Genomic DNA, 25419 nt, shown 5'->3' on the forward strand with positions numbered 1-25419 from the left:
CACTAGACCGGTGGTCGAGTCCTGGGATCGGTGCTATCAGCACGAGACGCCGTGTTCGCGGCTGTGGGCCGAGTACCGCAGTGGTCGGGCCGAGCGGCAGCGTGAGCGCTTGGCCGTCGCGCGCATTCCGCGACCTCGGGAGCCCGCTCCGACCGGTCGGCTGACCGAGCGGCAGAAGGCAGAGATCGCGCGGTCCGTGCTCACCGTCGGCTGGCGGCGGACGGTCGCTGAGCAGCTCGCCACGGCGCTGAACGACGACGTGTGGCGGTCCGCCCCGCAGTGGCGGGTCGGCCGCGTCGACTGCTCGATCCTCGCCGAGCTCGCGAACGAGGTGGACGCGGCGAAGAAGACCGTCCACGACGCCGTCGGGAAGGTCGCTGCGCGAGCGGCGGAGCGACTGGGTCGGCGCTCGCTCGAACAGCAGATCCTGGCGGCGTTCGCCCGCCGGTTCCCGCTGCCCGGGGACGAGCAGGCGGACGCGGTCGTCCACGGGCTGCGGGTGACGGGGGTCTTCGTGTGCCTGGTGGGGAACGGAGAGGTCCTCTCCTGCCCGTGTTTTCGGGCGTTGGCGAAGGACCGGACGAAGCAGGAGCTCACCGAGCTGCTGGAGCGGCGGCTGGACGAGATCGTGGCCGAGCACCGAACCCGGTGGCAGCAGCAATGACCCGAGTTCTGCGAAGATCGAGGGGTCGGTGATCGTCTGAGGGGGAGCTGATGGCGGACGCTCGGACCACGGTGGCGGCCGCCCGCGACCTGGCCGCTCGCGGCACCGCCCTGTTGGGTCGGGTCGAGGAACTCCGTGCCCGCGCCTCGCGCCAACTCGACGCCCTGAAGGCGGACGAGGTGCAGCGGCGGCTGCAGGCCATGCCGGTGTCCGCGCTCAAGGAGGCGGCCGGTCGGGGCGTGCGATGGGCCGCGATCGAGCAGGCCGGCCTGCGGAGCGTCGCCGACGTGCAGAACACGCGCCGGCTCGTCGGAGTGCCCGGCGTGGGGGAGCGCACCGCGGAGCAGGTGACGCGGGCCGCGCGGGCGGCGGCGGTCGCGGTCCGGAGCGAGACCCGGTTCCGGTTCGATCCCGACCGGGCCACGCGGGCACAGGCCGAGCTCCTGGTCACCCTCGCCGCCTTGCGGGCCGCCGAGGAGGCGCAGACGCTCCGGCCGCACCTGGGTCGGCTGCTGGACCGCACCGAGCCGCTCGCCGACCAGGCCGCGCTGCTCGGCAGCTGGTGGAAGCGGAACCTGGCCGGGCGGCGGCGGCGCGCCGAGGCCCAGCGTGCGCTCGACGACCTGGCGGGCCTCCTCGCCGAACCCTCGACGAGCGCGGTGGTCGCGGGCATCGCGGAGCACGAGCAGCGTGTGGATCCAGGCGCCTACCGGCAGCGGCAGCTGTGGGCGGACTACGGGCGGGAGGCCGCGGCCGTCAACGCGCTGCTGTCCACGATGGACGACCGCGTGGACGAGGCGTCTGCGCAGGGGTTCGTGCCGGACGAGCTGCGGCAGCGGATCGTCGCGGTGCCGCTGGACACCTCGCTCCTGCGTGCGACCCTGCGCGGCTACCAGCAGTTCGGCGCCCAGTACGCCCTGCATCAGCAGCGGTCGATGCTCGGTGACGAGATGGGCCTCGGCAAGACGCTGCAGGCCCTGGCGACGATGTGTCACCTCGCCGCGAACCGGCAGCGCCGGTTCCTGGTCGTCTGCCCGGCCAGCGTGCTGGTCAACTGGCTCAAGGAGACCGAGCGGTTCACGACGCTGTCCGCGTACGTGCTGCACGGGCCCGAGCGGGAAGACGCGGGTGCCCGCTGGCTGCGGGACGGCGGGATCGGAGTGACGACGTTCGGCACCCTGGCCCGGCTGCCCGAGGCGGTGCGGGACGCCGAGACTGCCCTCCTCGTGGTCGACGAGGCGCACTACGCGAAGAACCCCGCCGCGGCACGTACCCAGGCGATCGCAGCCGCTGCGGGCCGCGCCCAGCGCGCCCTGTTCCTCACCGGCACCCCGATGGAGAACCGGGTCGAGGAGTTCCGGGCGCTCGTCGGGCACCTGCAGCCGCGGCTCGCCGCACGGATCGACGCCCGGGACGCGCTCGCCGGCGCCACGGCCTTCCGCCGTGCGGTCGCGGACGTCTACCTCCGACGCAACCAGGACGATGTCCTCGACGAGCTGCCGGAGCGCATCGAGACCGAGGCGTGGGTGCAGCTGACGACGGACGACGCCGCGCGCTACCGAGCCGCGGTCGCCGCGGGCAACGTGATGGCGATGCGACGGGCCGCCCTGGAGTCGGCCGACTCGGCGAAGCTCGAGCGGATCAAAGAGATCGTGGCCGAGGCGGCGGACGACGGGATGAAGGTCCTCGTGTTCAGCACGTTCCTGCCGGTGCTGGACCTACTGGTTCGGGAGCTGCCCTCGGTGTGCGGCCGCATCGACGGCTCGGTGGCGCCTGCATCGCGCCAGGAGCTCGTCCAGGACTTCGCCGACCGCGAGGACCACGCCGTCCTGCTCAGCCAGATCGAGGCCGGCGGGGTGGGCCTGAACATCCAGGCCGCGTCCGTCGTCGTTCTGGCAGAGCCGCACTGGAAGCCGAGCGTGGAGGAACAGGCGATCGCGCGCGCCCACCGGATGGGCCAGGTCCGGCCCGTCCATGTACACCGCATCCTGGCCAAGGACTCCATCGACGAGCGGATCGTCGAGATCCAGCAGGGCAAGACCCAGCTGTTCGATGCCTTCGCTCGGCGCAGCGAGGCCAAGGAGCGCGACGCTCGTGCGATCGACCCCGGCTCAGTGGAACGGCAGGTCGTAGCCGCTGAGCGGGAGCGTCTGAGTCTGTAGGTGGTGACCGGTAGTCGTCCGGTCGATCAGGTCCGCCAAGAGAGCCTCCGCTTCATCGAGCGGGCGAGGCCGCTCAGTGTGGCCATCTCCGCAAGCGGACCTCCTTCAGGGGCTGGCGGCCGCCGAATGGGCATGCAGTATGACCCGGAGCCCCCGTTCGACGCCGGCACCCCGGACATGGCGCCCCCGGAGGTGCTGGCCCGGGCGCGGGAGGCCCAGGGGGACCTCACCGCGCGCCGGGTCGCGGAGCGGTTCGGTGTCCGGCCCGTTCCGGCGGCCGGGGCCCGTCCGGCACCGGGGGCTGAACCGCGCCCGGTCGCGGGAAACCGCTGGCCGACCATCCGCGGCCCGCACTACCGTTCCCGTAGCAGTGCGCCGAACCGAGGAGGTGGGACCCGTGACCGCAGCAGACAGCCGGGTGCTCCCCTCCGGGGACACGGCCGGGCGGTAGGTCGCCCGGGAGCGCCCTCTCCCGAAGGGTACGACCATGCGACTCCGCACCGAACAGCGCCACGACGACCTGGTCGAGACGGCGTTCTCCCTCGACGACGTCCCCGGCATCCTCTGGACGCCGACCACCCCGGCCGCCGCGACCACCCCGTCCCCGCTGGTCCTCCTCGGCCACCCCGGCGACCTGAGCCGGATGCATCCCCGGCTGCTGGCCCGGGCCCGATCCTGCGTGGCGGCCGGATTCGCCGCGGCGACCCTCGAGCTCCCGGGAACCGGTGAGCGGCCCCGCCACCCCGGAGTCGACCGGGCCCGGGCAGACCTGCGACGCGCGGTACGGGCCGGTGAGCCGGTGCCCGACGACGTCGTCGACCGGCTCGTCCTCCCGTTGGTCGAGCAGGCGGCCCCGGAGTGGCGGGCCGCGCTGGACGCGCTGCTCGCCCGGCCGGACCTGTGTGGGCCGGTCGCCTGGTCGGGCGGGAACATCTCGCTCGGCGTCCGGATGGCCGTGGTCGAGCCGCGCATCGCGGCCGCGGTCCTGTTCGCCGGAAGCTACGTGCCCCGCGCGATCGTCGAGGAGGCCCGGACGGTCACCGTCCCGATGCTGGTGCTGCTGCAGTGGGACGACGAGGGCAACGATCGGCAGCAGGCACTGGGCCTGTTCGAGGCCCTCGGCAGCCGCGAGAAGACGCTGCACGCCAACATCGGTGGGCACACCGGCGTCCCCGCCTTCGAGGGCGACGACGCCGCCCGATTCCTCATCCGGCACCTGAGACCCGCGGCTGAGGTGAGCAGTCAGCCTATCTCGCCGGGGGACCGGCCGGTCACCCGCCGGAACGCCTCGGCGAACGCGCCGGGCTTGCGGTAGCCGACCGCCCGGGCCGTCGCGCCGACCGGCGTGCCGTTCGTGAGCAGGATCAGCGCGTGTGCGGGCGTGGGTGCGCCACTGCGCGAAGGTCATGCCCGTCTCCGCCTGGAACAGCCGGGTCAGCGTACGGACGCCGGCGGCGACGTGGTCGGCCCAGGCAGCCAGGTCGCGTCCGTCCGAGGAGTCGGCGACCAGGGCGTCGGTGATGGTCCGCAGCCGTGGGTCGGTGGGGACGGGCAGGGTGAGCGTGGTGCTCGGGACGGATTCGAGCAGGTCGACGAGCAGCTGCTCGGCCTGTCTCCGGGCGGGGGAGTGGGCCGTGCCCAGGGGCACGATCAGCTCCTGGACCAGCGGGGTGACGAGCACGCCCGTCGGCTCGGTCCACGGCGTCGTCCCGGTCGGGACCACCCCGTAGCCAGGCCCGGCGAGGGCGTGTCCATGCTGTTCCTGCTCCCCGGCCGCGGCGAGACCCTTCCGGTGCAATGGGACCGCGGAGGGAACCTTCCACAGCCGGGTGCAGGTCCGGCTGACCGAGGGCTACCTCCACTGCGCACGCCGCGTGCTGCGCTCCGAGCTGTCGACGGTGGTGCCCGACCCAGTCGCCGTCACACGTCCGGGGGCGGTGCGCTCGCCGCGCCGGCGGTGGCGGGGTTCCTCGCGACCTCGCCGTTCGCAGTGGTCACCTCCCACGACGGCGACGACGACGGCGACGGCCACGGCGATACCAGCCCGCGGGGCGACCGGCCGGGCCTGCTGCGGTGCTCGACGGGCACACCGTCGCGTTCGCCGAGCGCCGCGGGGACCGACGGGCCGACACCCTGCAACAAGTTGGTGCCCTGCCCCGAGGTGTCGGTGTTCGCCGTCGTACCGGGCCGCGGCGACGCCGTCCGGCTCGCCGGCACCGCCCGGTCGACGTGCACCCGGCGCTGCTCGCGACGACGGCGCTGCGCGACACGGCGCCCGACGCCGCCGTCGTGCCGGAGGTCGGGAGCGCCGAGCTCGTGCGGTGCCCGACCATCGACGCGCTCCGGGTGGAACCGGTGGGTCCGGTACCGGACCTGACCGCGATCGGCGCCGCCCACCTGGCCGCCCGGGGCGGACGTGCGATGCGGGCGCTCGCTCGCGGCCTGGCCACCGCCACGAACGGGCTCACCCGCCGCGCGACGAACGCGAGCTACCGCTTCGCGCTGCGCGACGACGGCTACGAGTAGACCCGCGGGCCGGGTCAGCCGACCCGGGGGATCCCCAGGATCCGGCGGCGCAGCGCGTCCCGGTCGCCGTCGGCCGGTGCGGTCCCGTCGACGAAGTCCCGCAGCAGCCCCACGAACCGGTCCGGCTGCTCGGCGTGCGGGAAGTGCCCCGCACCGTCGAACACCTCCAGTCGGCTGTCGGGCAGCCGGTCGTGTGCGGCGAGGGTGTGGGCGAGCGGGATGACCCGGTCGCGGTTCCCCCCGACCAGGAGTACGGGCACCTCCTCGAGCAGGTGCAGGCGCTGCGCCCCGTCGAGGCGCTGGCCGGACGGCTCCAGCGCACCCCGCGCGGTCTGGACGAACGCGCCGCGGGTGCCGCGGTCGGCGAAGGTCTCCAGTGCGGTGTGCACACCGTCGATGTCCGAGCGCGGTGCGGCGCCGACCCGGTGGGCCAGCCGGTGCGCGGCGCGGCGCATCCACGGCGGGGTCAGCGACGCCGCCGAGCGGAGCACCAGCTCGGTGCCCGGCAGGCTCGCCGCGCGCAGCGCGAGGGTCAGGTCGTGGCCGAGACCGCCGGAGGACACGAGCACGACCCGCTCGGTGAACTCGGGGAACTGGTGCGCGAACTGCATCGCGATGCCGCCGCCGAACGAGTGCCCCACGATCGTCGCCCGCTCGACGTCGAGCGCGGCCAGCAGGTCCCGCAGCCCGGTCGCGTAGCCGCCGAGGGAGTAGTCGCCGCTGCGCGGGGCTTCGCTGGCACCGTGGCCGAGCAGGTCCGGCGCGATCACGTGCAGCCCGCCGCCCAGCGCGTCGAACACCGGGGCCCAGGTGCGTGAGCTCGCGGCGAGACCGTGCACGAGCAGGACCGTCGGGCCCTCGCCGCGGCCGGTCTCGCGGTAGCTCACACGCTGTCCGTGCAGCAGGATCTCGCGCTCCTGGGGGGACTGGTCCACCACTGGGCACCTCCGTACGTCGACGTCTCCATGATCCCCTCCGGACGGGCCCCCGGCGGTGGGGTCCGCCGGTGTCCTGGAGGCGTCGGCGAGGGGGGTTGTCAGGGGGTGGCCGCGCCGTCGAACGACACCCCGGCCCGCTGCTGCGACAGGTCCCACACCCGGCGGGCGGCGCCGGCGTCGCGCAGTGGGCGGTAGAGCTCCTGCTCGGCGGGTGGTCCGCCCACCCGGCCCGGACCCTTCGGCCCGTAGAACACGGCGTGCCCGGCGTCCGGTGCGGTCGCGGCGAGCAGCGCGGGCAGCCCCGCCGAGTCGGCGGTCCCGACCAGCAGACCGGCCCGGGACAGCGCCCCGATCACCCGTCGCCCGGCGGACCGCCGTTCCCGGCCGAGATCGGGCCGGGCGTTCAGGAGGTTGGTCGGCGCGACGCCCGGGTGCGACAGGTTCGCGGTGACGCCCCAGCCCGCGGCGCGGCTGCGCCGGTCCAGCTCCAGGCCGAACAGCCCGAACGCGATCTTCGAGTGCCGGTAGGCGGCCATGCCGTCGTAGGACCGCTCGGAGTCCGGGTCGTCCCACAGGACCGTGCCGCGGGCCGCGGCGACGCTGATCTGGCAGACCACCCGGGCGCGGCCCTCGCGCAGCAGCGGCAGCAGGTGCGCGACGAGCGCGACGTGGCCGAGGTGGTTGGTGCCGAACTGCAGCTCGAACCCGTCGGCGGTGGTGCGCCGCTCCGGCGGGGTCATCACGCCGGCGTTGTTGATCAGCAGGTGGACGGGGCGTCCCTCCGCGCGCAGGGTCTCCCCGAGCGCGGCGACCGAGGACAGCGAGGACAGGTCGAGCTCGCGCAGCGAGACGGCGGCACCGGGGTGCCGGTCGCGGATCCGGTCGGCGGCGGCGGCGCCCTTCGCGGCGTTGCGGACGGGCAGCACGACCTCGGCACCGGCGGCGGCGAGCCGGTCGGCGATGCCGAGCCCGACGCCGTCGCTGCCGCCGGTGACGACGGCGCGGCGCCCGGTCAGGTCGGGGAGGGTGAGGTCAGGGGTGCGTGGCATGGGGTCCAGCCTGGCCGGGTCGCGGCGCGGTATCCACGGATCGTCGATCCGTGGTTGCGGGCGCGGCGCGCGCGGTAGGACCGTCGGGAAGCCGCGGTCGCTGTCGGTGGCCGGGGACCGCGCGACACCGCGCTGCGGCCCCGACCGTTCGCAGCCGCGAACGTCGGCAGACCTCCTCCGGGGTGCTGCGCGGACCCGCCGTACCCCGTTGTCACCTGCGGCAACACCTGTGGCGACAGGAGTCACACGTTAGGTGTGTGATCATGTCCCCCGATCGACGTGATACCGGCAACGTCGGTTGCAGAGGGTCCCTGCCTCGGTAGCGTTCGGACCGTGTCCACTCCGATCAGCCCGCGCAGTCGTCGTCGCGTCCTGCTCCCCGTCGCGAGGACGGCGACGTCGCTGTTCGTCGTCGGCGCGGTCGCCGCGGCCGGGTGCGTGGGCGCGGTGGGGGCCACGGCGACGCCGGTCGCACACGCCGCCTCCACGTCGGTCCCGGCGGCGGGCCTGTCCGTCGCGGCGACGGTGACCATCGACGGCACGCAGTACCCGAACCCGCTGCGCCTGCTCGACGGCACCGGGGTCACCGACGTGGCCCGGTGGGAGGGCACCCGGCGCGCGGAGCTGCTCACGGCCTTCCGCGAGAACGTCTACGGGCAGCCGTTGCCCAGGCCGACGAAGCAGACCGCCGACGTGCAGACCACCGAGGACGGCGACGTGGTCAGCAAGAAGGTCACGATCGGCATCACCGGTCCGGAGGGCACCGGGTCCTTCCCACTGCGGCTGTTCGTGCCGAAGGGCCAGACCCCGCGCGGCACCTTCCTGATGATCGACCACCGGGGCTCGGTCTCCGACGACCCGGGGCAGTCCTCGGACTACGCGCCGGTCTCGACGATCACGAAGGCCGGGTACGCCTTCGCCCAGATCGACGCCAACGACATCGCCCCGGACGACAGCGGCAGCTACCGCAGCAAGATGATCAACCTGTTCCACCCGTCCGGGAGCGACCTGCCCGACGACGCCGGCCGGGCCGTCGCCGCCTGGGCCTGGGGCGCGAGCCGGGCGATGGACTATCTCCAGACCGACAAGGACATCGATCCGTCGAAGATCGCGGTCATCGGGCACTCCCGCAGCGGCAAGGCCGCGCTCTGGGCCGGCGCCCAGGACCCGCGCTTCGCCGCGGTCATCTCCAACAACTCGGGGTCGACCGGTGCGAAGCTCGCCCGCCGCGGCGACGGGGGAGTGGGCGCCGAGACGGTGTCGCGGGTCAACAGCTCCTTCCCGTACTGGTTCCCGAAGACCTACCAGGCCTACGGGGACAAGGTCGACGAGCTGCCCGTCGACCAGCACGAGCTGATGGGGCTGGTCGCGCCGCGCAAGCTGGTGATCGCCAGCGCCAGCGACGACTCCAACGCCGACCCGGAGGGCGAGTTCCTCGCCTACGAGGCGGCGAGCGAGATCTACGACCTGTACGGCCTCGGCGACAACGGACTGGGCACGACGGGCTGGAAGCCCGCCACCGACACGGCCTTCTCCGGGCCGGCGATGAGCTACCACCTGCGTTCCGGTGGGCACGGCCTCAAGGCGGCCGACTGGAACATCTACCTGAAGGGCGATCTGTTCACGCAGGCGTCGCCGCGCTGACCGCCCATGATTGGTACGCCCGTACGTGAATGACCGTTTCAGGCGATCCTCCTGGAATGCACACGTCGAGCGTTTGACGCCCTGAGGGAGCGCGCCGTCGTCCCCGGAGGCGGGACGGTCGGGCCGCGATCCCGCGGTTCCGCAGGTGGAGCGCACGCCGGCGGTGTCCGCGCCCCGTTTCCGATGCGATCTCGGTGCATTCTTCAGAATTACCGGATAACGGGTCCGTGCGCTGTCGGATTCGGTGTCCCGGGGCTCGGTGGTTGTCGTCGCGATACCGACGGACATTCCGCGGGAAGACAGGCGGGAAATGCGCGCGGACGGTGGTTTCTTGCGCGACGGGTGGTCCCGCGTCGTGGCGATCCGGTTCCACGACGTGGGACGGTGCCCGACTCGCCGTCCGGTGTCGGTGCGTTTCCGTGAGGTGCCGTTGCTGCTCACGGGCTCGGACTGACTCGTAGATGTGGTACTCGTCACATACTCGACCGGCTAATTGCGATGCGCAATGCAATGTTGCGTAGCGGAAGAATGCACCGGAATGCGTCCGACCTGCGCCGATGTGTTTTCCGTGAGGATCGGGCCGGACGGGACGTCGCGATCCGCTCACCGACCGTCGCGCGCAATTCCGTGTTGCTCGGCGCAATGGCGGCGGACGCAATGGATTCGTAACCGGAGAACCGCGATGCTGTGGTTACCGTGCGACCCACCACCGAACCGCACCGGCCGCCTGCACACCACGCGGGGAGCGGCCGTCCCGGACAGACAGGACTCTGATGCGATCACCTCGAGTCGCGGCGCTGCTCGCGCTCTCCCTGACCTCCGCGCTGGTGCTCAGCGCCTGTGGCGGCGGGGGAGGCGGCACCACGGGCGACGCCCAGGGCGCCCCCACGATCTCGGTCTACGGCACCGAGCCGGAGAACGCCCTGCTGCCGGGCAACACCCGTGAGGTCGGCGGCAGCAAGATCCTGGATGCGCTGTGGTCCGGCCTGGTCGACTACAACCAGCAGGGCGAGCCGGAGAACAAGGTCGCCGAGTCCATCGAGTCCCCCGACTCGCAGAACTGGACGATCCGCCTGAAGGAGGGCTGGACCTTCCACGACGGCACGCCCGTCACAGCGACGAGCTTCGTCGACGCGTGGAACTACGTGGCCCTGAAGACCAACGCGCAGTCCAGCTCGGAGTTCTTCTCCAACATCGCCGGGTTCGACCAGGTCAACCCGGACGAGGGTGAGCCCACGGCGCAGGCGATGTCGGGTCTGCAGGTCGTCGACGACCGTACCTTCACCGTCGCGCTGACCGCGCCGTCGCCGATCTTCGTGAACACCCTCGGCGACGTGGCGTTCTACCCGATGCCCGAGTCGTTCTTCGCCGACCCGGCCGCGTTCGAGGCGAACCCCGTCGGCAACGGCCCGTTCCGCTTCGAGGCCCGCGTCCCCGATCAGAACGTGACCGTGACCCGCTACGAGCAGTGGGGCGGCGAGCAGCCGGTCTCCGTCGGCGGCGTCGAGTTCCGCTTCTACGCCGACAGCGAGGCCGCCTATCAGGACGTCGTCAGCGGCAACCTGGACTTCCTCGAGTCGATCCCGGGCTCGTTCCTGATCGACAACCTGTACCAGCAGGACCTGGCCGACCGGAACGGCAACCAGCCCTACGCCGGCATCAACACGATGACCTTCCCGATCTACGACCAGCGCTACGCCGACCCGCAGCTGCGGCAGGCGATCTCCATGGCCGTCGACCGGCAGGCGATCATCGACAACGTCTACAACGGACTCGTCCAGCCGGCCACCGGGTTCATCCCGGAGGGCGTGCCCGGCAAGGTCGACGACCAGTGCGGCGAGCTGTGCACCTTCTCCCCGGAGCGGGCCAAGCAGCAGTTCGACGCCTCCGGCTTCACCGGCCCGATCGAGCTGATCTCGAACGTCGACTCGGCGATCAACCGCGAGTGGATGCAGGCCGCCTGCGTCAGCATCAGCAACACCCTCGGCGTGCCCTGCAACTTCGTCCCGGTCCCGACCTTCTCGGAGTTCCTGGACCAGCGCCGGGCCGAGAACCTGACCGGGATCTTCCGCTCCGGCTGGGTCGCCTCGACCCCGACGATGGAGTACGTGCTGCGCCCGCAGTACACGACGGGAGCGGCGAACAACAACAGCGGCTACACCAACCCGCGCTTCGACGCCCTGGTGAACCAGGGTTCGACCGCGGCCACCGCCGAGGAGGCCTACGCGCTGTGGGCCGAGGCCGAGCGCGTCCTCATCCAGGACATGCCCGCCGTCGCGATCAACGACCAGTCCGCGCAGTTCGGCTGGTCGCCGCGTCTGCAGAACGTCGAGCTGACCTACGGTCGTGAGCTGGACCTGGAGAGCGTGACCGTCCAGGAGTGACGCCGTCCCACCACCACACCGGCGGCCGGGCGACCCCCGGCCGCCGGTGCACGTGCCCGGCGCGAACCGCCGGACCCCGAACCCGGAGGTGACCCGTGGGGCGCTATGTCCTGCGACGACTCCTGCAACTCGTGCCGGTGTTCCTCGGCACCACGTTCCTCATCTACTTCATGGTCTGGGCGCTGCCCGGCGACCCGCTCGCCGGCAAGTGCGGTGACCAGGCCTGCCCGCCCGCGTTCATCGAGCGCATGCGCGAGGAGTACGGGCTCGACCAGTCGATCTTCGTCCAGTACGTCACGTACCTGGGTAACCTGCTGCAGGGCGACTTCGGCGAGAACTTCCGCGGCCAGGAGGTCGCGACGCTGATCGCGAACGCCTACCCGGTCACGATCAAGCTCGCGGTCGTCGCGCTGGTCATCCAGGCGATCATCGGCCTGACCGCGGGCGTGCTCACCGGGCTGCGGCCCGGCGGGTTCCTCGACAACGTCGTGCTCACCGCGACGCTGTTCCTGGTCGCCGTGCCGGTCTTCGTGACCGGCTACGTGCTGCAGTCGGTCCTCGGGCTGCGGCTGGGCCTGATCCCGCCGACCGTCCCGGCGGACCCGGGGTTCCTGGACCTCGTCGTGCCCGGCTACGTGCTCGGCAGCCTGTCGCTGGCCTACGTGGCCCGGCTGACCCGGACGTCGATCGCGGAGAACCTGCGGGCCGACTACGTCCGTACGGCGACCGCGAAGGGCCTGACCCGGCGACGTGTCGTCGGGGTCCACCTGACCCGCAACTCGGCGATCCCGGTGATCACCTTCCTCGGCGCGGACTTCGGCACGCTCATGGGCGGAGCGATCGTCACCGAGGGCATCTTCAACATCCGCGGGATCGGTGGGCTCATCTTCGGCTCCATCCAACGGCTCGACGGGGTGGTCGTCACCGGCGTCGTCGTCCTGCTGGTGATCGTCTACCTGCTCGCGAACCTCGTCGTGGACGTCACCTACGCGCTGCTCGACCCGAGGATCCGCCTTGACTGACCCCACCACTGCCACCACCGACTCGCCCGTCGCCGCCGCCGGTCGCGCCGAGGTGACGGCCCCTACCCGCAGCCTCAGCGGGGACGCCTGGCACGACCTGCGCCGTCGCCCGCTGTTTCTCGTCGCGGCGGGCCTCATCACGTTCCTGCTGGTCATGGCCGCGTTCCCGCAGCTGTTCACCTCGGTCGACCCCACCCTCGGGGACCTGTCCCGGGCCCGCGAGGACCCGTCGGCCCAGGCCTGGTTCGGCTACGACCACCTCGGCCGCGACGTCTACGCGCGCACCGTCTACGGCACCCGCGTCTCGATCGTCGTCGGGGTGCTGGCGACGACGGCGGTCGTGGGAGTCGGCGCCGTCATGGGCCTGGTCGCCGGGTTCGCCGGCGGCTGGGTCGACTCGCTGCTCGCCCGCGTCGCCGACGTCTTCTTCGGCGTGCCGTTCATCCTCGGCGCGATCGTCGTGCTCTCCACCTTCCGGGCGTCGGTCGGGCAGAGCGTGATCGGCATCAGCGGCCTGGTGATCGGCACGATCGGGCTGCTGTCCTGGCCGATCGTCATGCGGATCATGCGGTCCGCCGCGATCGCCGCCCGCAGCCAGGACTACGTCAAGGCCGCCCGCGCGCTCGGTGCGAGCCCGTGGCGGATCATCCGGCGGCACATGCTGCCCAACACCATCGCCCCGGTGATGGTGTACGCGACGATCGCGCTCGGTGCGTTCATCGGGGCCGAGGCCACGTTGTCGTTCCTCGGCGTCGGCCTGCGCGACCCCGTCGTCTCGTGGGGCGTGATGATCAGCGAGGCGCAGAGCTATCTGCGGACCTCGCCGCACCTGCTCCTGTTCCCCGGCGCGTTCCTCGTCGTCACCGTGCTGGCCTTCGTGCTGCTCGGCGACGCGGTGCGCGACGCGTTCGACCCGAAGGGCCGGTCATGACCCCGCTGCTCGAGGTGGAGGACCTGCACGTCGAGTTCGGCACCCGCGACGGCGTCGCCCGGGTGCTGAACGGCGTCGGCTACCAGGTGCACGCGGGGGAGACCCTCGCCGTCCTGGGGGAATCGGGGTCGGGGAAGTCGGTCACCGCGAACACGGTGATGGGCATCCTGCCTACCCCGCCCGCGACCGTCACCGCGGGCTCGGTCCGCTACCGCGGCGAGGAGCTGCTCACCGCGACCGAGGAACGGCGCCGTGAGCTGCGCGGCGAGAACGTCGCGATGATCTTCCAGGACGCGCTGTCGGCGTTGAACCCGGTGTTCACCGTCGGGTTCCAGATCGGGGAGCAGCTGCGGACGCGGCGTGGGATGAGCAAGCGCGACGCGCGGGCCCGCGCCGTCGAGCTGCTCGACCTCGTCGGGATCCCCGGGGCGGCGCAGCGGGTCACGAACTTCCCGCACGAGTTCTCCGGCGGGATGCGCCAGCGCGTCATGATCGCGATGTCGCTGGCGCTGGACCCGGACGTGCTCATCGCCGACGAGCCGACGACCGCGCTCGACGTCACCGTGCAGGCCCAGATCATGGACCTGCTCGCCGAGATCCAGCGCGAACGGGAGATGGGACTGGTCCTCATCACCCACGACCTCGGCGTCGTCGCGGAGGTCGCCGACCGGATCGCGGTGATGTACGCGGGCCGCATCGTCGAGCAGGGCGACGTGCACCAGCTCTTCGCGAACCCGGCCCACCCGTACACCGAGGCGCTGCTCGCGTCGATCCCGCGGCTCGACAGCAAGGGCACCGAGCTGCGCGCGATCACCGGGCTCCCGCCGACGCTCACCGCCATCCCCGACGGCTGCCCGTTCCACCCGCGCTGCCCGCGCGCGGTGGAGCGCTGCCTCGGCACCGACCCGCCGCTGATCCCGCTGCCCGGAGCGCGGGCGTCGGCGTGCCTGTTCGCGGAGGACCTCGTATGAGCGAGCCCGTTCTCGAGGTCGACGACCTCGTCAAGCACTTCCCGGTGAAGGTCGGCGCGGTCGTCAAGCGCACCGTCGGCCACGTGCGCGCCGTCGACGGCGTCTCGTTCGCGCTGAACAAGGGCGAGACGCTGGGCATCGTCGGCGAGTCCGGCTGCGGGAAGTCGACCCTGGCCCAGGTGCTGATGCGGCTGGAGCCGCCGACGTCGGGCTCGGTGCGCTTCCACGGCGAGGACATCTTCGCCCGTCGAGGAGCGGAGCTGCGGGCGCTGCGCCGGCAGATGCAGATCGTGCTGCAGGACCCGTACACCTCGCTGAACCCGAGGATGACGGTCGCCGACATCGTCGGGGAGCCGTTCGAGATCCACCCCGAGGTCGCGCCGAAGGGGGAGCGACGGGCGAAGGTGCAGGAGCTGCTCGACGTCGTCGGGCTCAACCCCGACTTCGTCAACCGCTACCCGCACCAGTTCTCCGGCGGGCAGCGGCAGCGTATCGGGATCGCCCGCGCGCTCGCGCTGCGCCCGGAGATCATCGTGTGCGACGAGCCGGTGTCCGCGCTCGACGTGTCCATCCAGGCGCAGGTGATGAACCTGCTCGGGAACCTGCAGCGCGAGTTCGGGTTGTCCTACATCTTCATCGCCCACGACCTGTCCGTCGTGCGGCACCTGTCGGACCGGGTCGGCGTGATGTACCTGGGCAAGATGGTGGAGCTCGGGACCGAGCAGGAGATCTACACCCGGGCGTCGCACCCGTACACCCAGGCGCTGCTCTCCGCGGTGCCGGTGCCCGACCCGTCGGTCCGGGAGGGACGCACGCGGATCCGGCTCACCGGTGACGTCCCGAGCCCGGTGGACCCGCCGAGCGGCTGCCGGTTCCGGACGCGCTGCTGGAAGGCCACCGACATCTGCGCGACCGAGGAGCCGCCCCTGGTGACGCGGCCGGGTGGGCACCATCCGAGCGCGTGCCACCACGCCAGCGAGGAGTACCTGCTGCCGACCTGAGACGCCGGACGGAGCGGCACTCGGCCCGGCGGACGGCCCGAGGTCCGCCCGGCCGCTCCTCAGACCCGCGCGCCGTACCGGCGGGCGTCGTCGCGGGACAGGGTCCGCCCCGCCCCGCACACGGGACACCGCATCTCGTAGCGGCTGCGCAGCGGCAGCACCGGCACGAAGAACAGCGTGAACCGGGTCCTGCGGTGCACCGCGGGCTGCGGACCTGCGTGACCGCAGGTCCCGCAGCCCAGCGCGACCAGGCCCAGCGGGCGCTCCTTGCGGGACAGCCCGAAGATGACCAGCACACCCCCAGGTTAGAGGTGTGCCACCTCCCGCAGCGCGGCGAGCGCCCCGGCCTCGACGAGGTCGGCGTTGATCGCGGCCCCCGCGAACGCCCCCGCGGCCGCCGCGGCCCCCACCTGCGCGCTCAGGTCGGTGATGTTGCCCGCGACCCACACGCCCTCGACCGTGCTGCGGCCCGTCGCGTCGGCGACGAGGTGCTGCCCCATCCCGCTCGGGTGCTCGGCTGGGACCAGGCCCAGCTCGGCGAGGAAGCCGGCGCGGGCCTCCATCCGGGGCGCCACCGCGACGACCTCGCGCGCCAGCACGCCGGTCGGCGTGACCAGCCCGGTGATGGCGCCGCCGGACCGCACGACCTCGCTCACCGGCCCGTCGACGACGGCGATGCCGAGCGCGGCGAAGCGTTCCCGCTGCTCCGCGGTCGGCCCCGTCGAGTGCGACACGTAGACCACGTCCGCACTGAGCTGCCGGAACAGCAGCGCCTGGTGCGCGGAGCCGGGGGCGGTCCCGAGCACCGCGATCGGGCGGTCGCGCACCTCGTAGCCGTGGCAGTAGGGACAGTGGACGACGTCGGCGCCCCACCCCTGCGCGAGTCCCGGCACGTCGGGCAGCACGTCGACCAGCCCGGTCGTGACGAGCAGCCGCCGGGCGTCGAGGGTGGTGCCGTCGGCGAGGGTCACGGTGAAGCCGTCGCCGGTGCGGCGGGCGCCGACGACCTCACCGTCGACGAGCGTGCCGCCGTAGCGGCGGACCTCCTCACGGCCGGTCGCGAGCAGCTCGGCCGGGGCGACGCCGTCGCGGGCGAACAGGCCGTGCGCGGCGGCGGCCGGGGCGTTGCGGGGCGAGCCGGAGTCGACGACGACCACCGACCGCAGGGAGCGGGCGAGCATCATGGCCCCGTTGAGTCCGGCCGGGCCGCCGCCGATCACGACGACGTCGTGGCGCTGTGCTGTGTCCATGTCCCCAGCCTGACGAGCAGCCGCACGCAACGGCAAGTTTCCTTGCTGAAACGGCAAACGTGCAGAATGGGTGCATGTCCCTGTACGTGCACCACGCCGGCGACCCCGCCGGGCCGCCGGTCCTCGCGGTCCATGGCGTGACCGGCCACGGTCTGCGCTGGCGGCCGCTGTTCGCGGCGCTGCCCCGGCTGCGCTGGATCGCCGTCGACGTCCGCGGGCACGGGCGGTCGCCGTGGGCGCCGCCGTGGAACCTGGAACGCCACGTCGCCGACCTGGTGGAGGTGCTGGACGCCGAGGGGGTCGGGCGCGCCGCCGTCGTCGGGCACTCCTTCGGCGGCGCCGTCGCCACGCACCTCGCGCGCACCGTTCCCGACCGCGTCGACCGGCTCGCGCTGCTCGACCCCGCACTCGGGCTGGACCCGCAGGACATGCTCGACGCGTCCGAGGACACCCGCGCCGACGTCACGTTCCCGACCCGCGACGCCGCCCGCGCGGCCAAGGCCGAGAGCTGGGCCGACGTCCCCGGCGTGCTCGTCGACGCCGAGGTGGACGAGCACCTCGAACAGCGCGACGGCGCCTGGCGCTGGCGCCTGAGCCAGGCGTCCCTGGTGGCCGCGTGGGCGGAGATGGCGCGCCCGGCGGTCGTCCCACCGGCGGGTCTGCCGACGCTGGTCGTCCCCGCCGGCCGGGCCGACTACGTCTCCGACGACTGGCTCGCCGCCTGCCGCGACGCGCTCGGGGCGGACCTGACCGTCGCCCCCGTCGACGCGGGCCACATGGTCTACCTGGAACGCCCGGCCGAGGTGGCGGCGCTGCTGCGGGAGTTCCTCGGGTGAGCGACCGCGACGACGGGCACCTGCGCGAGCTCGTCCGGCTCCGCCGGGTCCGGGACCGGATCGACCGCGAGTACGCGCGTCCGCTCGACGTCGCCGAGCTCGCCCGCGCCGAGCACGTGTCGGCCGGGCACCTGTCGCGGGCGTTCCGCAGGGCCTACGGCGAGTCGCCCTACAGCTACCTCATGACCCGGCGGATCGAACGTGCCATGGCGCTGCTGCGACGCGGCGACCTCACCGTCACCGAGGTCTGCTTCGCCGTCGGCTGCTCCTCGCTCGGCACGTTCAGCACCCGCTTCAGCGAGCTCGTCGGGATGCCGCCGTCGGCGTACAAGCGCGCCGCCCGGGACGGCACACAGGGGCTCCCGGCGTGCGTCGCCAAACAGGTCACCCGACCGGTCAGGAATCGAGAAGCACCGGGACCCGCGACCTCCCTAGCGTGAGCGTCATGACCGGACCCGCCATCACCATCCACGCCGGATTCCTCCCGCACACCGACCCCGAGGCATCCCTCGCCTTCTACCGCGACGGCCTGGGCTTCGAGGTCCGCCTCGACGTCGGCCAGGGCACCATGCGCTGGCTCACCGTCGGCCCGCCCGACCAGCCCGACGTCTCGATCGTCCTCGCCCCGCCCGCGGTGGACCCCGGCGTCACCGACGACGAGCGCCGCACCATCACCGAGATGATGGCCAAGGGCACCTACACCGCCGTGCTGCTCGCCAGTAACGACCTCGACGCCGCGTTCGACAGGCTCCAGGCGAGCGGGGCCGAGGTCGTCCAGGAACCGGTCGACCAGCCGTACGGGGTGCGCGACTGTGCCTTCCGCGACCCCGCGGGCACGATGGTCCGCATCCAGCAGCGGCCCTGAGACGGGCCGGACGGGGGATCCACCATGCACGCAGCCGACAGCCACGACCTCATCCGCGTGCACGGTGCGCGCGAGAACAACCTGCGCGACATCTCCGTCGAGCTGCCCAAGCGGCGGCTCACGGTGTTCACCGGGGTGTCCGGCTCGGGCAAGAGCTCCCTGGTGTTCTCGACGATCGCCGCCGAGTCCCAGCGGATGATCAACGAGACCTACAGCGCGTTCGTCCAGGGCTTCATGCCGAACCTCGGCCGCCCCGACGTCGACGTCCTCGACGGCCTCACCACCGCGATCATCGTCGACCAGGAGCGCATGGGCGGGGACGTGCGCTCCACCGTCGGCACCGCCACCGACGTCGGGGCGCTGCTGCGGATCCTGTTCAGCCGGCTCGGGAAGCCCTACGCCGGCCCGGCGAAGGCGTTCTCGTTCAACGTCGCGACGATCAGCGGCTCCGGCGCGGTGACCGTCCGCAAGAACGGCCAGCAGGTCAAGGAGCGCCGCGAGTTCGAGATCGTCGGCGGTGCCTGCCCGCGGTGCGAGGGCCGCGGCTCGGTGTCCGACGTCGACCTCACGGCCCTGTACGACGAGTCGAAGTCGATCGTCGAGGGCGCCCTGACGATCCCGAACTACTCCGTCGACGGCTGGTACGGCCGGATCTTCGCCAACTCCGGCTTCTTCCCCGGCGACAAGCCGATCAGCAGCTTCACGAAGCCCCAGCTGAACGCACTGCTCTACAAGGAGCCCACCCGGATCAAGGTCGACGGCATCAACGTCACCTTCGAGGGGCTGATCCCGCGGATCCAGAAGTCGTTCCTGGCCAAGGAGCGGGAGGCGATGCAGCCGCACATCCGGGCGTTCGTCGACCGGGCCATCGTGTTCCAGCGCTGCCCGGACTGCGACGGGACGCGGCTGTCCGAGCTCGCCCGCTCCTCGACGATCCGGGGCATCTCCATCGCCGACGCCTGCGCGATGCAGATCTCCGACCTCGCCGACTGGGTCCGGCAGCTCGACGAGCCCTCGGTCGCGCCCTTGCTCGGCTCGCTGCGCCACACACTCGACTCGTTCGTCGAGATCGGGCTCGGCTACCTGTCCCTGGACCGGCCGTCCGGGTCGCTGTCCGGCGGCGAGGCCCAGCGCACCAAGATGATCAAGCACTTGGGGTCGTCGCTGACCGACGTCACCTACGTCTTCGACGAGCCGACCATCGGCCTGCACCCGCACGACATCGCCCGCATGAACGACCTGCTGCTGCGCCTGCGCGACAAGGGCAACACCGTGCTCGTCGTCGAGCACAAGCCGGAGACGATCGCGATCGCCGACCACGTCGTCGACCTGGGGCCGCGGGCGGGCGCCGACGGCGGGCACGTCGTCTACACCGGCGACCTCGACGGGCTGCGGGGGTCGGGCACGCTGACCGGCCGGCACCTGGAGTACCGGGCGTCGCTCAAGCCGTCGGTGCGGACCCCGAGCGGGTACCTGGAGATCCGCGGGGCGGACCGGCACAACCTGCGCGGAGTCGACGTCGACGTCCCGCTCGGGGTGCTCACCGTCGTCACCGGGGTGGCCGGGTCGGGCAAGAGCTCGCTGATCCACGGCTCGATCGCCGGGCGCGACGGCGTGGTCGTCGTCGACCAGGGGGCGATCAAGGGGTCGCGGCGCAGCAACCCCGCCACCTACACCGGGCTGCTCGAACCGATCCGCAAGGCCTTCGCCAAGGCCAACGGCGTCAAGCCGGCCCTGTTCAGCGCCAACAGCGAGGGCGCCTGCCCGAACTGCAACGGCGCCGGCGTCGTCTACACCGACCTGGCGATGATGGCCGGCGTCGCCACCACCTGCGACGTCTGCGACGGCCGCCGCTTCGATGCCTCGGTGCTCGGCTACACCTTCGGCGGACGCGACATCAGCGAGGTCCTCGCCATGCCGGTGGCCGAGGCGGAGAAGTTCCTCGGGGCGGGCGAGGCCCGCACCCCGGCCGCGCACAGGATCCTGGAGCGCCTCGCCGACGTCGGGCTCGGCTACCTCACCCTGGGCCAGCCGCTGACCACCCTGTCCGGCGGCGAGCGCCAGCGGCTCAAGCTGGCGGTGCACCTGGGGGAGTCCGGCGGGACGTTCGTCCTCGACGAGCCGACGACCGGGCTGCATCTGGCCGACGTCGAGCAGCTCCTCGCGCTGCTCGACCGGATCGTCGACGGCGGCCGCTCGGTGATCGTCATCGAGCACCACCAGGCCGTGATGGCCCACGCGGACCGGATCATCGACCTGGGCCCCGGTGCCGGGCACGACGGCGGCGCGGTCGCCTTCGAGGGGACGCCCGCCGAGCTCGTCGCGGACCGGTCGACGCTGACGGGAGAGCACCTGGCGGCCTATGTCGGCGCCTGAGGACGACCCACGGCACGAGGTCGCGGTGCTGGTCCGCCCCGGGGTGCGGCCGATGGAGCTCGGCCTGGTGCACCAGATCCTCGGCGGTGCCCGGTCGGCCGACGGGGAGCCGCTCTACCGGGTGCGCACCTGCGCTCTGCACCCCGGGACGGTGCCGACCGACGCGGACTTCCGCGTCGTGGTCGAGCACGGGCCGGAGCTGCTGGCCCGAGCCGCCACCGTGGTCGTGCTCGCGACGCAGGACGACCACGAGCCGTCGGTCGTCGCCGACCCCGGTCTCGGCACGGCCCTGGCGTCGCTGCGTCCCGGCACCCGGCTGGCGTCGATCTGCACGGCCGCGTTCCCGCTGGCGGAGGCCGGGCTGCTCGACGGTCGTCGCGCCACCACGCACTGGCTGTCCGCGGAGGCGTTCCGATGCCGGTTCCCGCGGGTCGACCTGGACCCCGCGGTGCTCTACGTCGACGAGGGCGAGGTGCTCACCGCGGCTGGCGAGGCGTCGGGCATCGACCTGTGCCTCTACCTGGTCCGGCGCGATTTCGGCGCCGCCGTCGCCAACGACGTCGCCCGCCGGACCGTGGTCCCGCCCTACCGGGAGGGCGGCCAGGCGCAGTACATCGCCCGGCCGGTCGCGGACGACGGACCCGGCACCGGCACCGCCGCGGCCCGCGAGCGGATGCTCGCCGACCTCGCCCGGCCCTGGACGCTGGCCGAGCTGGCCGCATCGCTGCACGTCGGCGTGCGGACACTGACCCGCCGGTTCCGGGAGGAGACCGGGCAGAGCCCGCTCGGGTGGCTGCTGCGCCGGCGCGTTGAGCGGGCCCGGGAGCTGCTCGAGACCACCGACCTCCCGGTCGGCCGGATCGCCGACGAGGTCGGGTTCGGCACGGCGACGGCGCTGCGCCGCCACGTGTGCCGCGAGCTCGGCGTGCCCCCACTGCACTACCGGCGTACCTTCCGCGGCGGCTGAGCCCGCCGGACGAGCAGGGGAGCGGCGAGCAGCGCCGCGGCGACGACCGCGGCGACCAGCGGCACCGCGCCGGGCCCCAGGGCGGCCGCCGCGACGAGCGGCCCGCCGAGGAGCGCGACGGCGACCGCGGCGGCCCGCACCGCGACCGTCCGCGGCGGCACGGTCAGCGCGAGCGGCCCCACGAGCCGGGCCGCCCCGACCGCGACGGCGACGGCCACCGCACCGACGACCAGCGCGGCGGTCGGCGGGACGTTCACGACGACGAGCAGCGCGCCGACCGCGACGACGACGGCGGCACAGGGGAAGGTCGGAGAGGACATGCCCCGATGCTCGGCCGGGTCCGGCCGGAGCGGGAGTGGCCCGCGGGCCACCTCGCGAACGGATCGGGCCATCCGGGGTCAGCCCCCGGTGCGTGCCCCGTTCCCCAACGCGTCCCGGATCTCGCGCAGCACCGCGGTCTGCTCCTGCACCGCGGAGATCAGCACCGCGAGCTGGTCGTCGCCGTGGCGCATCTCCTGGTACAGCGCGCTCACCGCGTAGGCGGTGGCGGCGGTGTGGCCGTCGGTCGCCTGGGGGTAGTCCTGCGCCTTGTCGGCCGCCTCGAGGAGGTCGAGCGCGTGCTCGATGACGTGCTGCCCGCTCTCGCGGTGGCTGTGCGGTTCCGGCATGTCCGAATCGTACTCATTCCGGGTGACGCGGCCCGGCGACTTCGGTCGCGCTGCGCACGACCTTCGGCGGGTGCGCCACCGTCGCGCCGCCCGGCAGTCTGACGGTCGATCCCGGGGGGTCGGGAGACGGGAGGGGACCGGTGGCCGTCCCGTTCGAGCGGAGACCTGCTGGACGGCGCCGGTCCGCCCCCTATGGTCGACGTGTGCCGGTCCGCCCCGCCGTGATCTCCGCCGTGCTGGTGGTCGCGGTGTTCACCGCCGGGCTCACCGTCGCCGAGACGCAGGCCACCGCCGGGGTGCTGCAGTGGACGCTGCTCGTCGTCGGGCTCGCGATGATCGGCTCGATCGCGGTGCGCTACCGGTCGCCGCGGGTGTTCGCGGTGCTGGCCGTACTCGGCCCGCTCGTCTCGCCCGTCGCCACCTACCTGCCGCTGGTCGGGGTGTTCGTGATCGCGACCCGGCGCCGCGCGGTCGAGACGCTGCCGGTGCTGGCCCTGGCGGTCGGGACCGCCGCGGTCACGCTGTACCGCAACGTCCCCGACGGGCCGACGGTGCTCGTGCTGCTCGGCGGGGCCGTCGCGTTCCAGGCCATCTCGGTGACCGCGGGCCTGCTGACCGGGATCCGCCGCGCGATGGTCGACGACCTGCGCGAGCGGCTCGCCCGCGCCGAGGCCGAGCGCGCGGTGCGCGAGGAGCAGGCCCGCGCCGACGAGCGGCGGAGGATCGCCGGGGAGATGCACGACCGGCTCGGACACCGGCTGTCGTTGCTGTCGGTGCACGCCGGGGCGCTCGCGCTGCGCGGGGACCTGCCCGCCCGCACCGTCCGCGAGACCGCGCGGGTGCTGCGCGAGACCACCCACCGCGCGATGGAGGACCTGCGCACGATCGTCCAGGTGCTGCACGAGCCCACCGGCGACGTACCCGACGAGGTCGACGACCTCGGTGCGGTCGAGGAGCTCGTCGCCGAGGCCCGCGCCGTCGGCGCGGACGTCCGCCTCCGGTCGACGGCGCTGTTGACGGTGTCCCCGCCGGGGCGCCCGCTGGCCGGCGTCGTGCACCGGGTGGTGCGCGAGGGCCTGACCAACGCCGCCCGGCACGCACCCGGGGCCCGGGTCGAGGTCGCCCTCGACGGGCGGCCCGGCCGGGACCTCACCGTCACCGTCACCTCCGGGCCGTCCGCGGCCGGTCCGACTCCCGAGGGTGCCGGGACCGGCCTGGTCGGGCTGCGCGAGCGCGTCGAGACCCTCGCCGGCGGGACGCTGACCCACGGCCCGACGCCGTCGGGGCACCTGCTGCGCGCGGTGCTGCCGTGGCGGGAGGAGACGGGATGACCGCGACCGCGATCCGGGTGCTGCTCGTCGACGACGACCCGCTCGTCCGCTCCGGGCTGCGGGTGATGCTCGACGGGCACGCGCTGCCCGGCGACGGCACCGGACCGGTACGGCGCATCCAGGTGGTCGGCGACGCCGGTGACGGTGACGAGGTGCCCGCCGCCGTCGCCGCGGGTCGGCCGCACGTGGTGCTGATGGACCTGAGGATGCGCCGCGTCGACGGCGTCGCCGCGACCCGGGAGGTGACCTCGCGGCCCGACGCCCCGACCGTCGTCGTGCTGACCACGTTCGACGCCGACGAGCACGTCGTGCGGGCGCTGCGCGCCGGGGCGAGCGGGTTCCTGCTCAAGGACGCCGCGCCCGAGGGGATCGTGGAGGCCGTCCGTGCCGCCGCCGACGGCGACGCCGTGCTGTCCCCGGCGATCACCCGGCGGCTGATCGGCATCGTCCGCGGCGACGGCGCCGGGCCGGTCGACCGCAGGCGCGCCGCCCGGGCCCGGCTCGACCGGCTCGCCGACCGCGAGCGCGACGTCGCCGAGGCCGTCGCCCGCGGCGGCTCCAACGCCGACATCGCCGCCGAGCTGCACATGTCGGTGGCGACGGTGAAGTCCTACGTGTCCCGGCTGCTGCGCGAGCTGGGCCTGGACAACCGGGTGCAGATCGCACTGCTCGTCCGCGACGCGACGGACTGACCCGCCCGGGCGGACTAGCGTGGCCGGTGTGACGACGAGCGAGACGGTCGCCGCGGCGATGGCGGACGCGGCCGCGGCCTGGCTGGACACCCTGGACGACGACCGGCTCGCGACCGCCCGCGGCGACGGCCCGTCCGGCGACTCCCGGTCCGACGCCGAGCGTCGTCGCTGGTTCTACACCCCCACCGACCACGGCGGGCTGACGCTGCACGCGCAGACCCCGGTCCAGCAGCAGCGCGCGATGCGGCTGGTCGCGTCCGGTCTGTCCGAGGCCGGCTACGCCACCGTGGCGACGGTCATGGGGCTGGAGAACGTCCTGGACCGGGCGCAGGACTGGCCCACCCGGCCGCACCGGGAGCGGTTCCGGGACCCGGCGCTCTACCACCTGCGGGTCTTCGGTGACCCGGGCGCGCCCACCTGGGGCTGGCGCTTCGGCGGGCACCACGTGTCGGTGAACGCACTCGTCGTCGACGGGCGGGTGGCCGCGGCCACGCCCTGCTTCCTCGGCGCGAACCCGGCGACGACGCCGCTGCTCGGCGGGGGTGTCGCGCGCCCGCTCGGGCCGACCGAGGACCTGGCCCGGGAGATCGTCCGCGGGCTCCCGCCCGAGCTCGCCGGGGTCGCGGTCCTGTCCGCCGGGGCGCCGCCGGACCTGGTGACGGCGAACCGGCCGCTGGTCGCGCCGGGCGACCGGCCGCTGCCGACCTCGGCGATCCGGCGGGAGAGCCCGCCCGGGCCGGTGGACCCGGTCGAGGGCACCGAGGCCGTCGCGCTCACCGGCGCGCCGCGCGGTGTCCCGGCGAGCGCGCTCGAGGACCGTGGCCGCGACCTGCTGCGCCGCCTGCTCTCGGCCTACCTGGACCGGGCACCGGCCGGGGTCTCACCCGCGGCCCGGTACGACGACGACGCCGCCCTCGACGAGGTGCACCTGGCCTGGGCAGGGTCGCTGGAGGCGGGGGAGCCGCACTACCACCGGCTGCAGGGGCCGCGGCTGCTGCTGGAGTGGGACAACACCCAGGACGGCGCGGACCACGCCCACTCGGTGTGGCGCGACCCGGAGAACGACTTCGGCGTGGACCTGCTCGACGACCACCACCGGGCCTTCGCCCACCGGTGAGTCCCCTCACGACGACCTGCGCCGC

Annotated in this window: 25 protein-coding genes and 1 pseudogene; 18 read left to right on the plus strand and 8 right to left on the minus strand. The window is 73.4% G+C overall.

The features are described from left to right. Positions 1–109: 109 nt before the first annotated feature. The 3 genes from ATL51_RS01780 (at position 110) to ATL51_RS01790 (ending at position 4141) form a co-directional block, all read left to right on the plus strand. A complete protein-coding gene (locus ATL51_RS01780; protein WP_157818192.1) occupies positions 110–664 on the plus strand; it encodes a hypothetical protein in 555 nt (184 codons plus the stop codon). A 50-nt stretch (positions 665–714) separates the two neighbouring features. Beyond that, positions 715–2826: a DEAD/DEAH box helicase gene (locus tag ATL51_RS01785; RefSeq protein WP_100877439.1), complete on the plus strand. Its 2112-nt coding sequence runs from the start codon at positions 715–717 to the stop codon at positions 2824–2826. 487 nt (positions 2827–3313) lie between these two features. After that, positions 3314–4141 carry a dienelactone hydrolase family protein gene (locus tag ATL51_RS01790; protein WP_301548846.1) on the plus strand — a complete coding sequence of 276 codons (828 nt, stop codon included), beginning with the start codon at positions 3314–3316 and terminating at the stop codon, positions 4139–4141. Here the strand turns inward: ATL51_RS01790 and ATL51_RS29795 are convergent. Both ATL51_RS29795 and ATL51_RS01800 read right to left on the minus strand, forming a co-directional pair. Further along, positions 4135–4194, minus strand: a pseudogene (locus ATL51_RS29795) (hypothetical protein); the annotation flags it as partial. The gene ATL51_RS01790 and the pseudogene ATL51_RS29795 overlap by 7 nt on opposite strands. A gap of 552 nt (positions 4195–4746) precedes the next feature. Further along, the gene (locus ATL51_RS01800; RefSeq protein ID WP_100877441.1) at positions 4747–5061 is read right to left on the minus strand and encodes a hypothetical protein; all 315 of its coding nucleotides are present in this window, start codon (positions 5059–5061) and stop codon (positions 4747–4749) included. On the opposite strand from ATL51_RS01800, the gene ATL51_RS01805 reads away from it, so the two are divergent. After that, a complete protein-coding gene (locus ATL51_RS01805) occupies positions 5056–5352 on the plus strand; it encodes a hypothetical protein (RefSeq protein ID WP_100877442.1) in 297 nt (98 codons plus the stop codon). The two genes, ATL51_RS01800 and ATL51_RS01805, sit on opposite strands and share 6 nt — an antisense overlap. Before the next feature lie 14 nt (positions 5353–5366). On the opposite strand, the gene ATL51_RS01810 is transcribed toward ATL51_RS01805, so the two are convergent. After that, positions 5367–6287 (minus strand): alpha/beta fold hydrolase, encoded by a 921-nt coding sequence (locus ATL51_RS01810; protein ID WP_100880408.1) that lies wholly within the window; start codon positions 6285–6287, stop codon positions 5367–5369. 101 nt (positions 6288–6388) lie between these two features. Then, positions 6389–7339, minus strand: coding sequence for an SDR family oxidoreductase (locus ATL51_RS01815; RefSeq protein ID WP_100877443.1), 951 nt, complete (start codon positions 7337–7339; stop codon positions 6389–6391). 333 nt (positions 7340–7672) lie between these two features. On the opposite strand from ATL51_RS01815, the gene ATL51_RS01820 reads away from it, so the two are divergent. From ATL51_RS01820 to ATL51_RS01845, 6 genes are all read left to right on the plus strand, one after another. Next, on the plus strand, positions 7673–8983 hold the full coding sequence (locus ATL51_RS01820; protein WP_301548847.1) for a dienelactone hydrolase family protein: 1311 nt from the start codon (positions 7673–7675) through the stop codon (positions 8981–8983). Positions 8984–9756: 773 nt separating this feature from the next. Further along, positions 9757–11367: a peptide ABC transporter substrate-binding protein gene (locus ATL51_RS01825; RefSeq protein WP_100877444.1), complete on the plus strand. Its 1611-nt coding sequence runs from the start codon at positions 9757–9759 to the stop codon at positions 11365–11367. Between the two features lie 95 nt (positions 11368–11462). Next, on the plus strand, positions 11463–12389 hold the full coding sequence (locus ATL51_RS01830; RefSeq protein WP_073574469.1) for an ABC transporter permease: 927 nt from the start codon (positions 11463–11465) through the stop codon (positions 12387–12389). Beyond that, positions 12382–13320: an ABC transporter permease gene (locus ATL51_RS01835; protein ID WP_157818193.1), complete on the plus strand. Its 939-nt coding sequence runs from the start codon at positions 12382–12384 to the stop codon at positions 13318–13320. Before ATL51_RS01830 ends, ATL51_RS01835 begins: the two co-directional genes overlap by 8 nt. Next, positions 13317–14291, plus strand: a complete 975-nt coding sequence (locus ATL51_RS01840; protein WP_073574471.1) for an ABC transporter ATP-binding protein — start codon at positions 13317–13319, stop codon at positions 14289–14291. The genes ATL51_RS01835 and ATL51_RS01840 overlap by 4 nt, the downstream gene beginning before the upstream one ends. Then, a complete protein-coding gene (locus ATL51_RS01845) occupies positions 14288–15292 on the plus strand; it encodes an ABC transporter ATP-binding protein (protein ID WP_073574472.1) in 1005 nt (334 codons plus the stop codon). Before ATL51_RS01840 ends, ATL51_RS01845 begins: the two co-directional genes overlap by 4 nt. Before the next feature lie 59 nt (positions 15293–15351). Here the strand turns inward: ATL51_RS01845 and ATL51_RS01850 are convergent, their stop codons facing one another. Next, positions 15352–15588, minus strand: coding sequence for a zinc ribbon domain-containing protein (locus tag ATL51_RS01850; protein WP_100877445.1), 237 nt, complete (start codon positions 15586–15588; stop codon positions 15352–15354). Positions 15589–15597: 9 nt separating this feature from the next. Beyond that, positions 15598–16542, minus strand: a complete 945-nt coding sequence (locus ATL51_RS01855) for an NAD(P)/FAD-dependent oxidoreductase (RefSeq protein WP_100877446.1) — start codon at positions 16540–16542, stop codon at positions 15598–15600. A gap of 74 nt (positions 16543–16616) precedes the next feature. On the opposite strand from ATL51_RS01855, the gene ATL51_RS01860 reads away from it, so the two are divergent. The 5 genes from ATL51_RS01860 to ATL51_RS01880 are packed head-to-tail and all read left to right on the plus strand — an operon-like array spanning position 16617 to position 21586. Then, the gene (locus tag ATL51_RS01860; protein WP_100877447.1) at positions 16617–17378 is read left to right on the plus strand and encodes an alpha/beta fold hydrolase; all 762 of its coding nucleotides are present in this window, start codon (positions 16617–16619) and stop codon (positions 17376–17378) included. Further along, a complete protein-coding gene (locus ATL51_RS01865; RefSeq protein WP_100877448.1) occupies positions 17375–17818 on the plus strand; it encodes a helix-turn-helix transcriptional regulator in 444 nt (147 codons plus the stop codon). Before ATL51_RS01860 ends, ATL51_RS01865 begins: the two co-directional genes overlap by 4 nt. Positions 17819–17823: 5 nt before the next feature. Continuing rightward, positions 17824–18243, plus strand: coding sequence for a VOC family protein (locus ATL51_RS01870; protein ID WP_100877449.1), 420 nt, complete (start codon positions 17824–17826; stop codon positions 18241–18243). A gap of 24 nt (positions 18244–18267) precedes the next feature. Next, entirely contained in the window at positions 18268–20619 is a 2352-nt protein-coding gene (locus tag ATL51_RS01875; RefSeq protein WP_100877450.1) for an ATP-binding cassette domain-containing protein, read from the plus strand. Beyond that, the gene (locus ATL51_RS01880) at positions 20606–21586 is read left to right on the plus strand and encodes a GlxA family transcriptional regulator (RefSeq protein WP_100877451.1); all 981 of its coding nucleotides are present in this window, start codon (positions 20606–20608) and stop codon (positions 21584–21586) included. Before ATL51_RS01875 ends, ATL51_RS01880 begins: the two co-directional genes overlap by 14 nt. Here ATL51_RS01880 and ATL51_RS01885 read toward each other — a convergent pair. Both ATL51_RS01885 and ATL51_RS01890 read right to left on the minus strand, forming a co-directional pair. Next, positions 21559–21906 (minus strand): hypothetical protein, encoded by a 348-nt coding sequence (locus tag ATL51_RS01885; RefSeq protein ID WP_100877452.1) that lies wholly within the window; start codon positions 21904–21906, stop codon positions 21559–21561. The genes ATL51_RS01880 and ATL51_RS01885 overlap by 28 nt on opposite strands. Positions 21907–21984: 78 nt before the next feature. Further along, complete coding sequence (locus ATL51_RS01890; protein ID WP_073574478.1) at positions 21985–22254, minus strand: hypothetical protein; 270 nt, start codon at positions 22252–22254, stop codon at positions 21985–21987. Positions 22255–22457: 203 nt separating this feature from the next. Between ATL51_RS01890 and ATL51_RS01895 the strand changes: the two genes are divergently transcribed. Genes ATL51_RS01895 through ATL51_RS01905 form a run of 3 tightly spaced genes read left to right on the plus strand, consistent with a single transcriptional unit; the run spans position 22458 to position 25394 of the window. Continuing rightward, complete coding sequence (locus ATL51_RS01895) at positions 22458–23585, plus strand: sensor histidine kinase (RefSeq protein ID WP_100877453.1); 1128 nt, start codon at positions 22458–22460, stop codon at positions 23583–23585. Further along, positions 23582–24277, plus strand: a complete 696-nt coding sequence (locus tag ATL51_RS01900) for a response regulator (protein ID WP_100877454.1) — start codon at positions 23582–23584, stop codon at positions 24275–24277. The genes ATL51_RS01895 and ATL51_RS01900 overlap by 4 nt, the downstream gene beginning before the upstream one ends. A gap of 28 nt (positions 24278–24305) precedes the next feature. After that, positions 24306–25394 (plus strand): DUF3500 domain-containing protein, encoded by a 1089-nt coding sequence (locus tag ATL51_RS01905; RefSeq protein WP_301548848.1) that lies wholly within the window; start codon positions 24306–24308, stop codon positions 25392–25394. The last annotated feature ends 25 nt before the right edge of the window (positions 25395–25419 follow it).

This window comes from Pseudonocardia alni, assembly GCF_002813375.1.
Lineage (GTDB): Bacteria > Actinomycetota > Actinomycetes > Mycobacteriales > Pseudonocardiaceae > Pseudonocardia > Pseudonocardia alni.

Bases quoted from the DNA above. Each gene is read 5' to 3' on its own strand.
- ATL51_RS01785 (WP_100877439.1), top strand. From the start codon at position 715: ATGGCGGACGCTCGGACCACGGTGGCGGCCGCCCGCGACCTGGCCGCT.
- ATL51_RS01790 (WP_301548846.1), top strand. From the start codon at position 3,314: ATGCGACTCCGCACCGAACAGCGCCACGACGACCTGGTCGAGACGGCG.
- ATL51_RS01815 (WP_100877443.1), bottom strand. From the start codon at position 7,339: ATGCCACGCACCCCTGACCTCACCCTCCCCGACCTGACCGGGCGCCGC.
- ATL51_RS01825 (WP_100877444.1), top strand. From the start codon at position 9,757: ATGCGATCACCTCGAGTCGCGGCGCTGCTCGCGCTCTCCCTGACCTCC.
- ATL51_RS01840 (WP_073574471.1), top strand. From the start codon at position 13,317: ATGACCCCGCTGCTCGAGGTGGAGGACCTGCACGTCGAGTTCGGCACC.
- ATL51_RS01845 (WP_073574472.1), top strand. From the start codon at position 14,288: ATGAGCGAGCCCGTTCTCGAGGTCGACGACCTCGTCAAGCACTTCCCG.
- ATL51_RS01855 (WP_100877446.1), bottom strand. From the start codon at position 16,542: ATGGACACAGCACAGCGCCACGACGTCGTCGTGATCGGCGGCGGCCCG.
- ATL51_RS01860 (WP_100877447.1), top strand. From the start codon at position 16,617: ATGTCCCTGTACGTGCACCACGCCGGCGACCCCGCCGGGCCGCCGGTC.
- ATL51_RS01870 (WP_100877449.1), top strand. From the start codon at position 17,824: ATGACCGGACCCGCCATCACCATCCACGCCGGATTCCTCCCGCACACC.
- ATL51_RS01875 (WP_100877450.1), top strand. From the start codon at position 18,268: ATGCACGCAGCCGACAGCCACGACCTCATCCGCGTGCACGGTGCGCGC.
- ATL51_RS01880 (WP_100877451.1), top strand. From the start codon at position 20,606: ATGTCGGCGCCTGAGGACGACCCACGGCACGAGGTCGCGGTGCTGGTC.
- ATL51_RS01885 (WP_100877452.1), bottom strand. From the start codon at position 21,906: ATGTCCTCTCCGACCTTCCCCTGTGCCGCCGTCGTCGTCGCGGTCGGC.
- ATL51_RS01890 (WP_073574478.1), bottom strand. From the start codon at position 22,254: ATGCCGGAACCGCACAGCCACCGCGAGAGCGGGCAGCACGTCATCGAG.
- ATL51_RS01900 (WP_100877454.1), top strand. From the start codon at position 23,582: ATGACCGCGACCGCGATCCGGGTGCTGCTCGTCGACGACGACCCGCTC.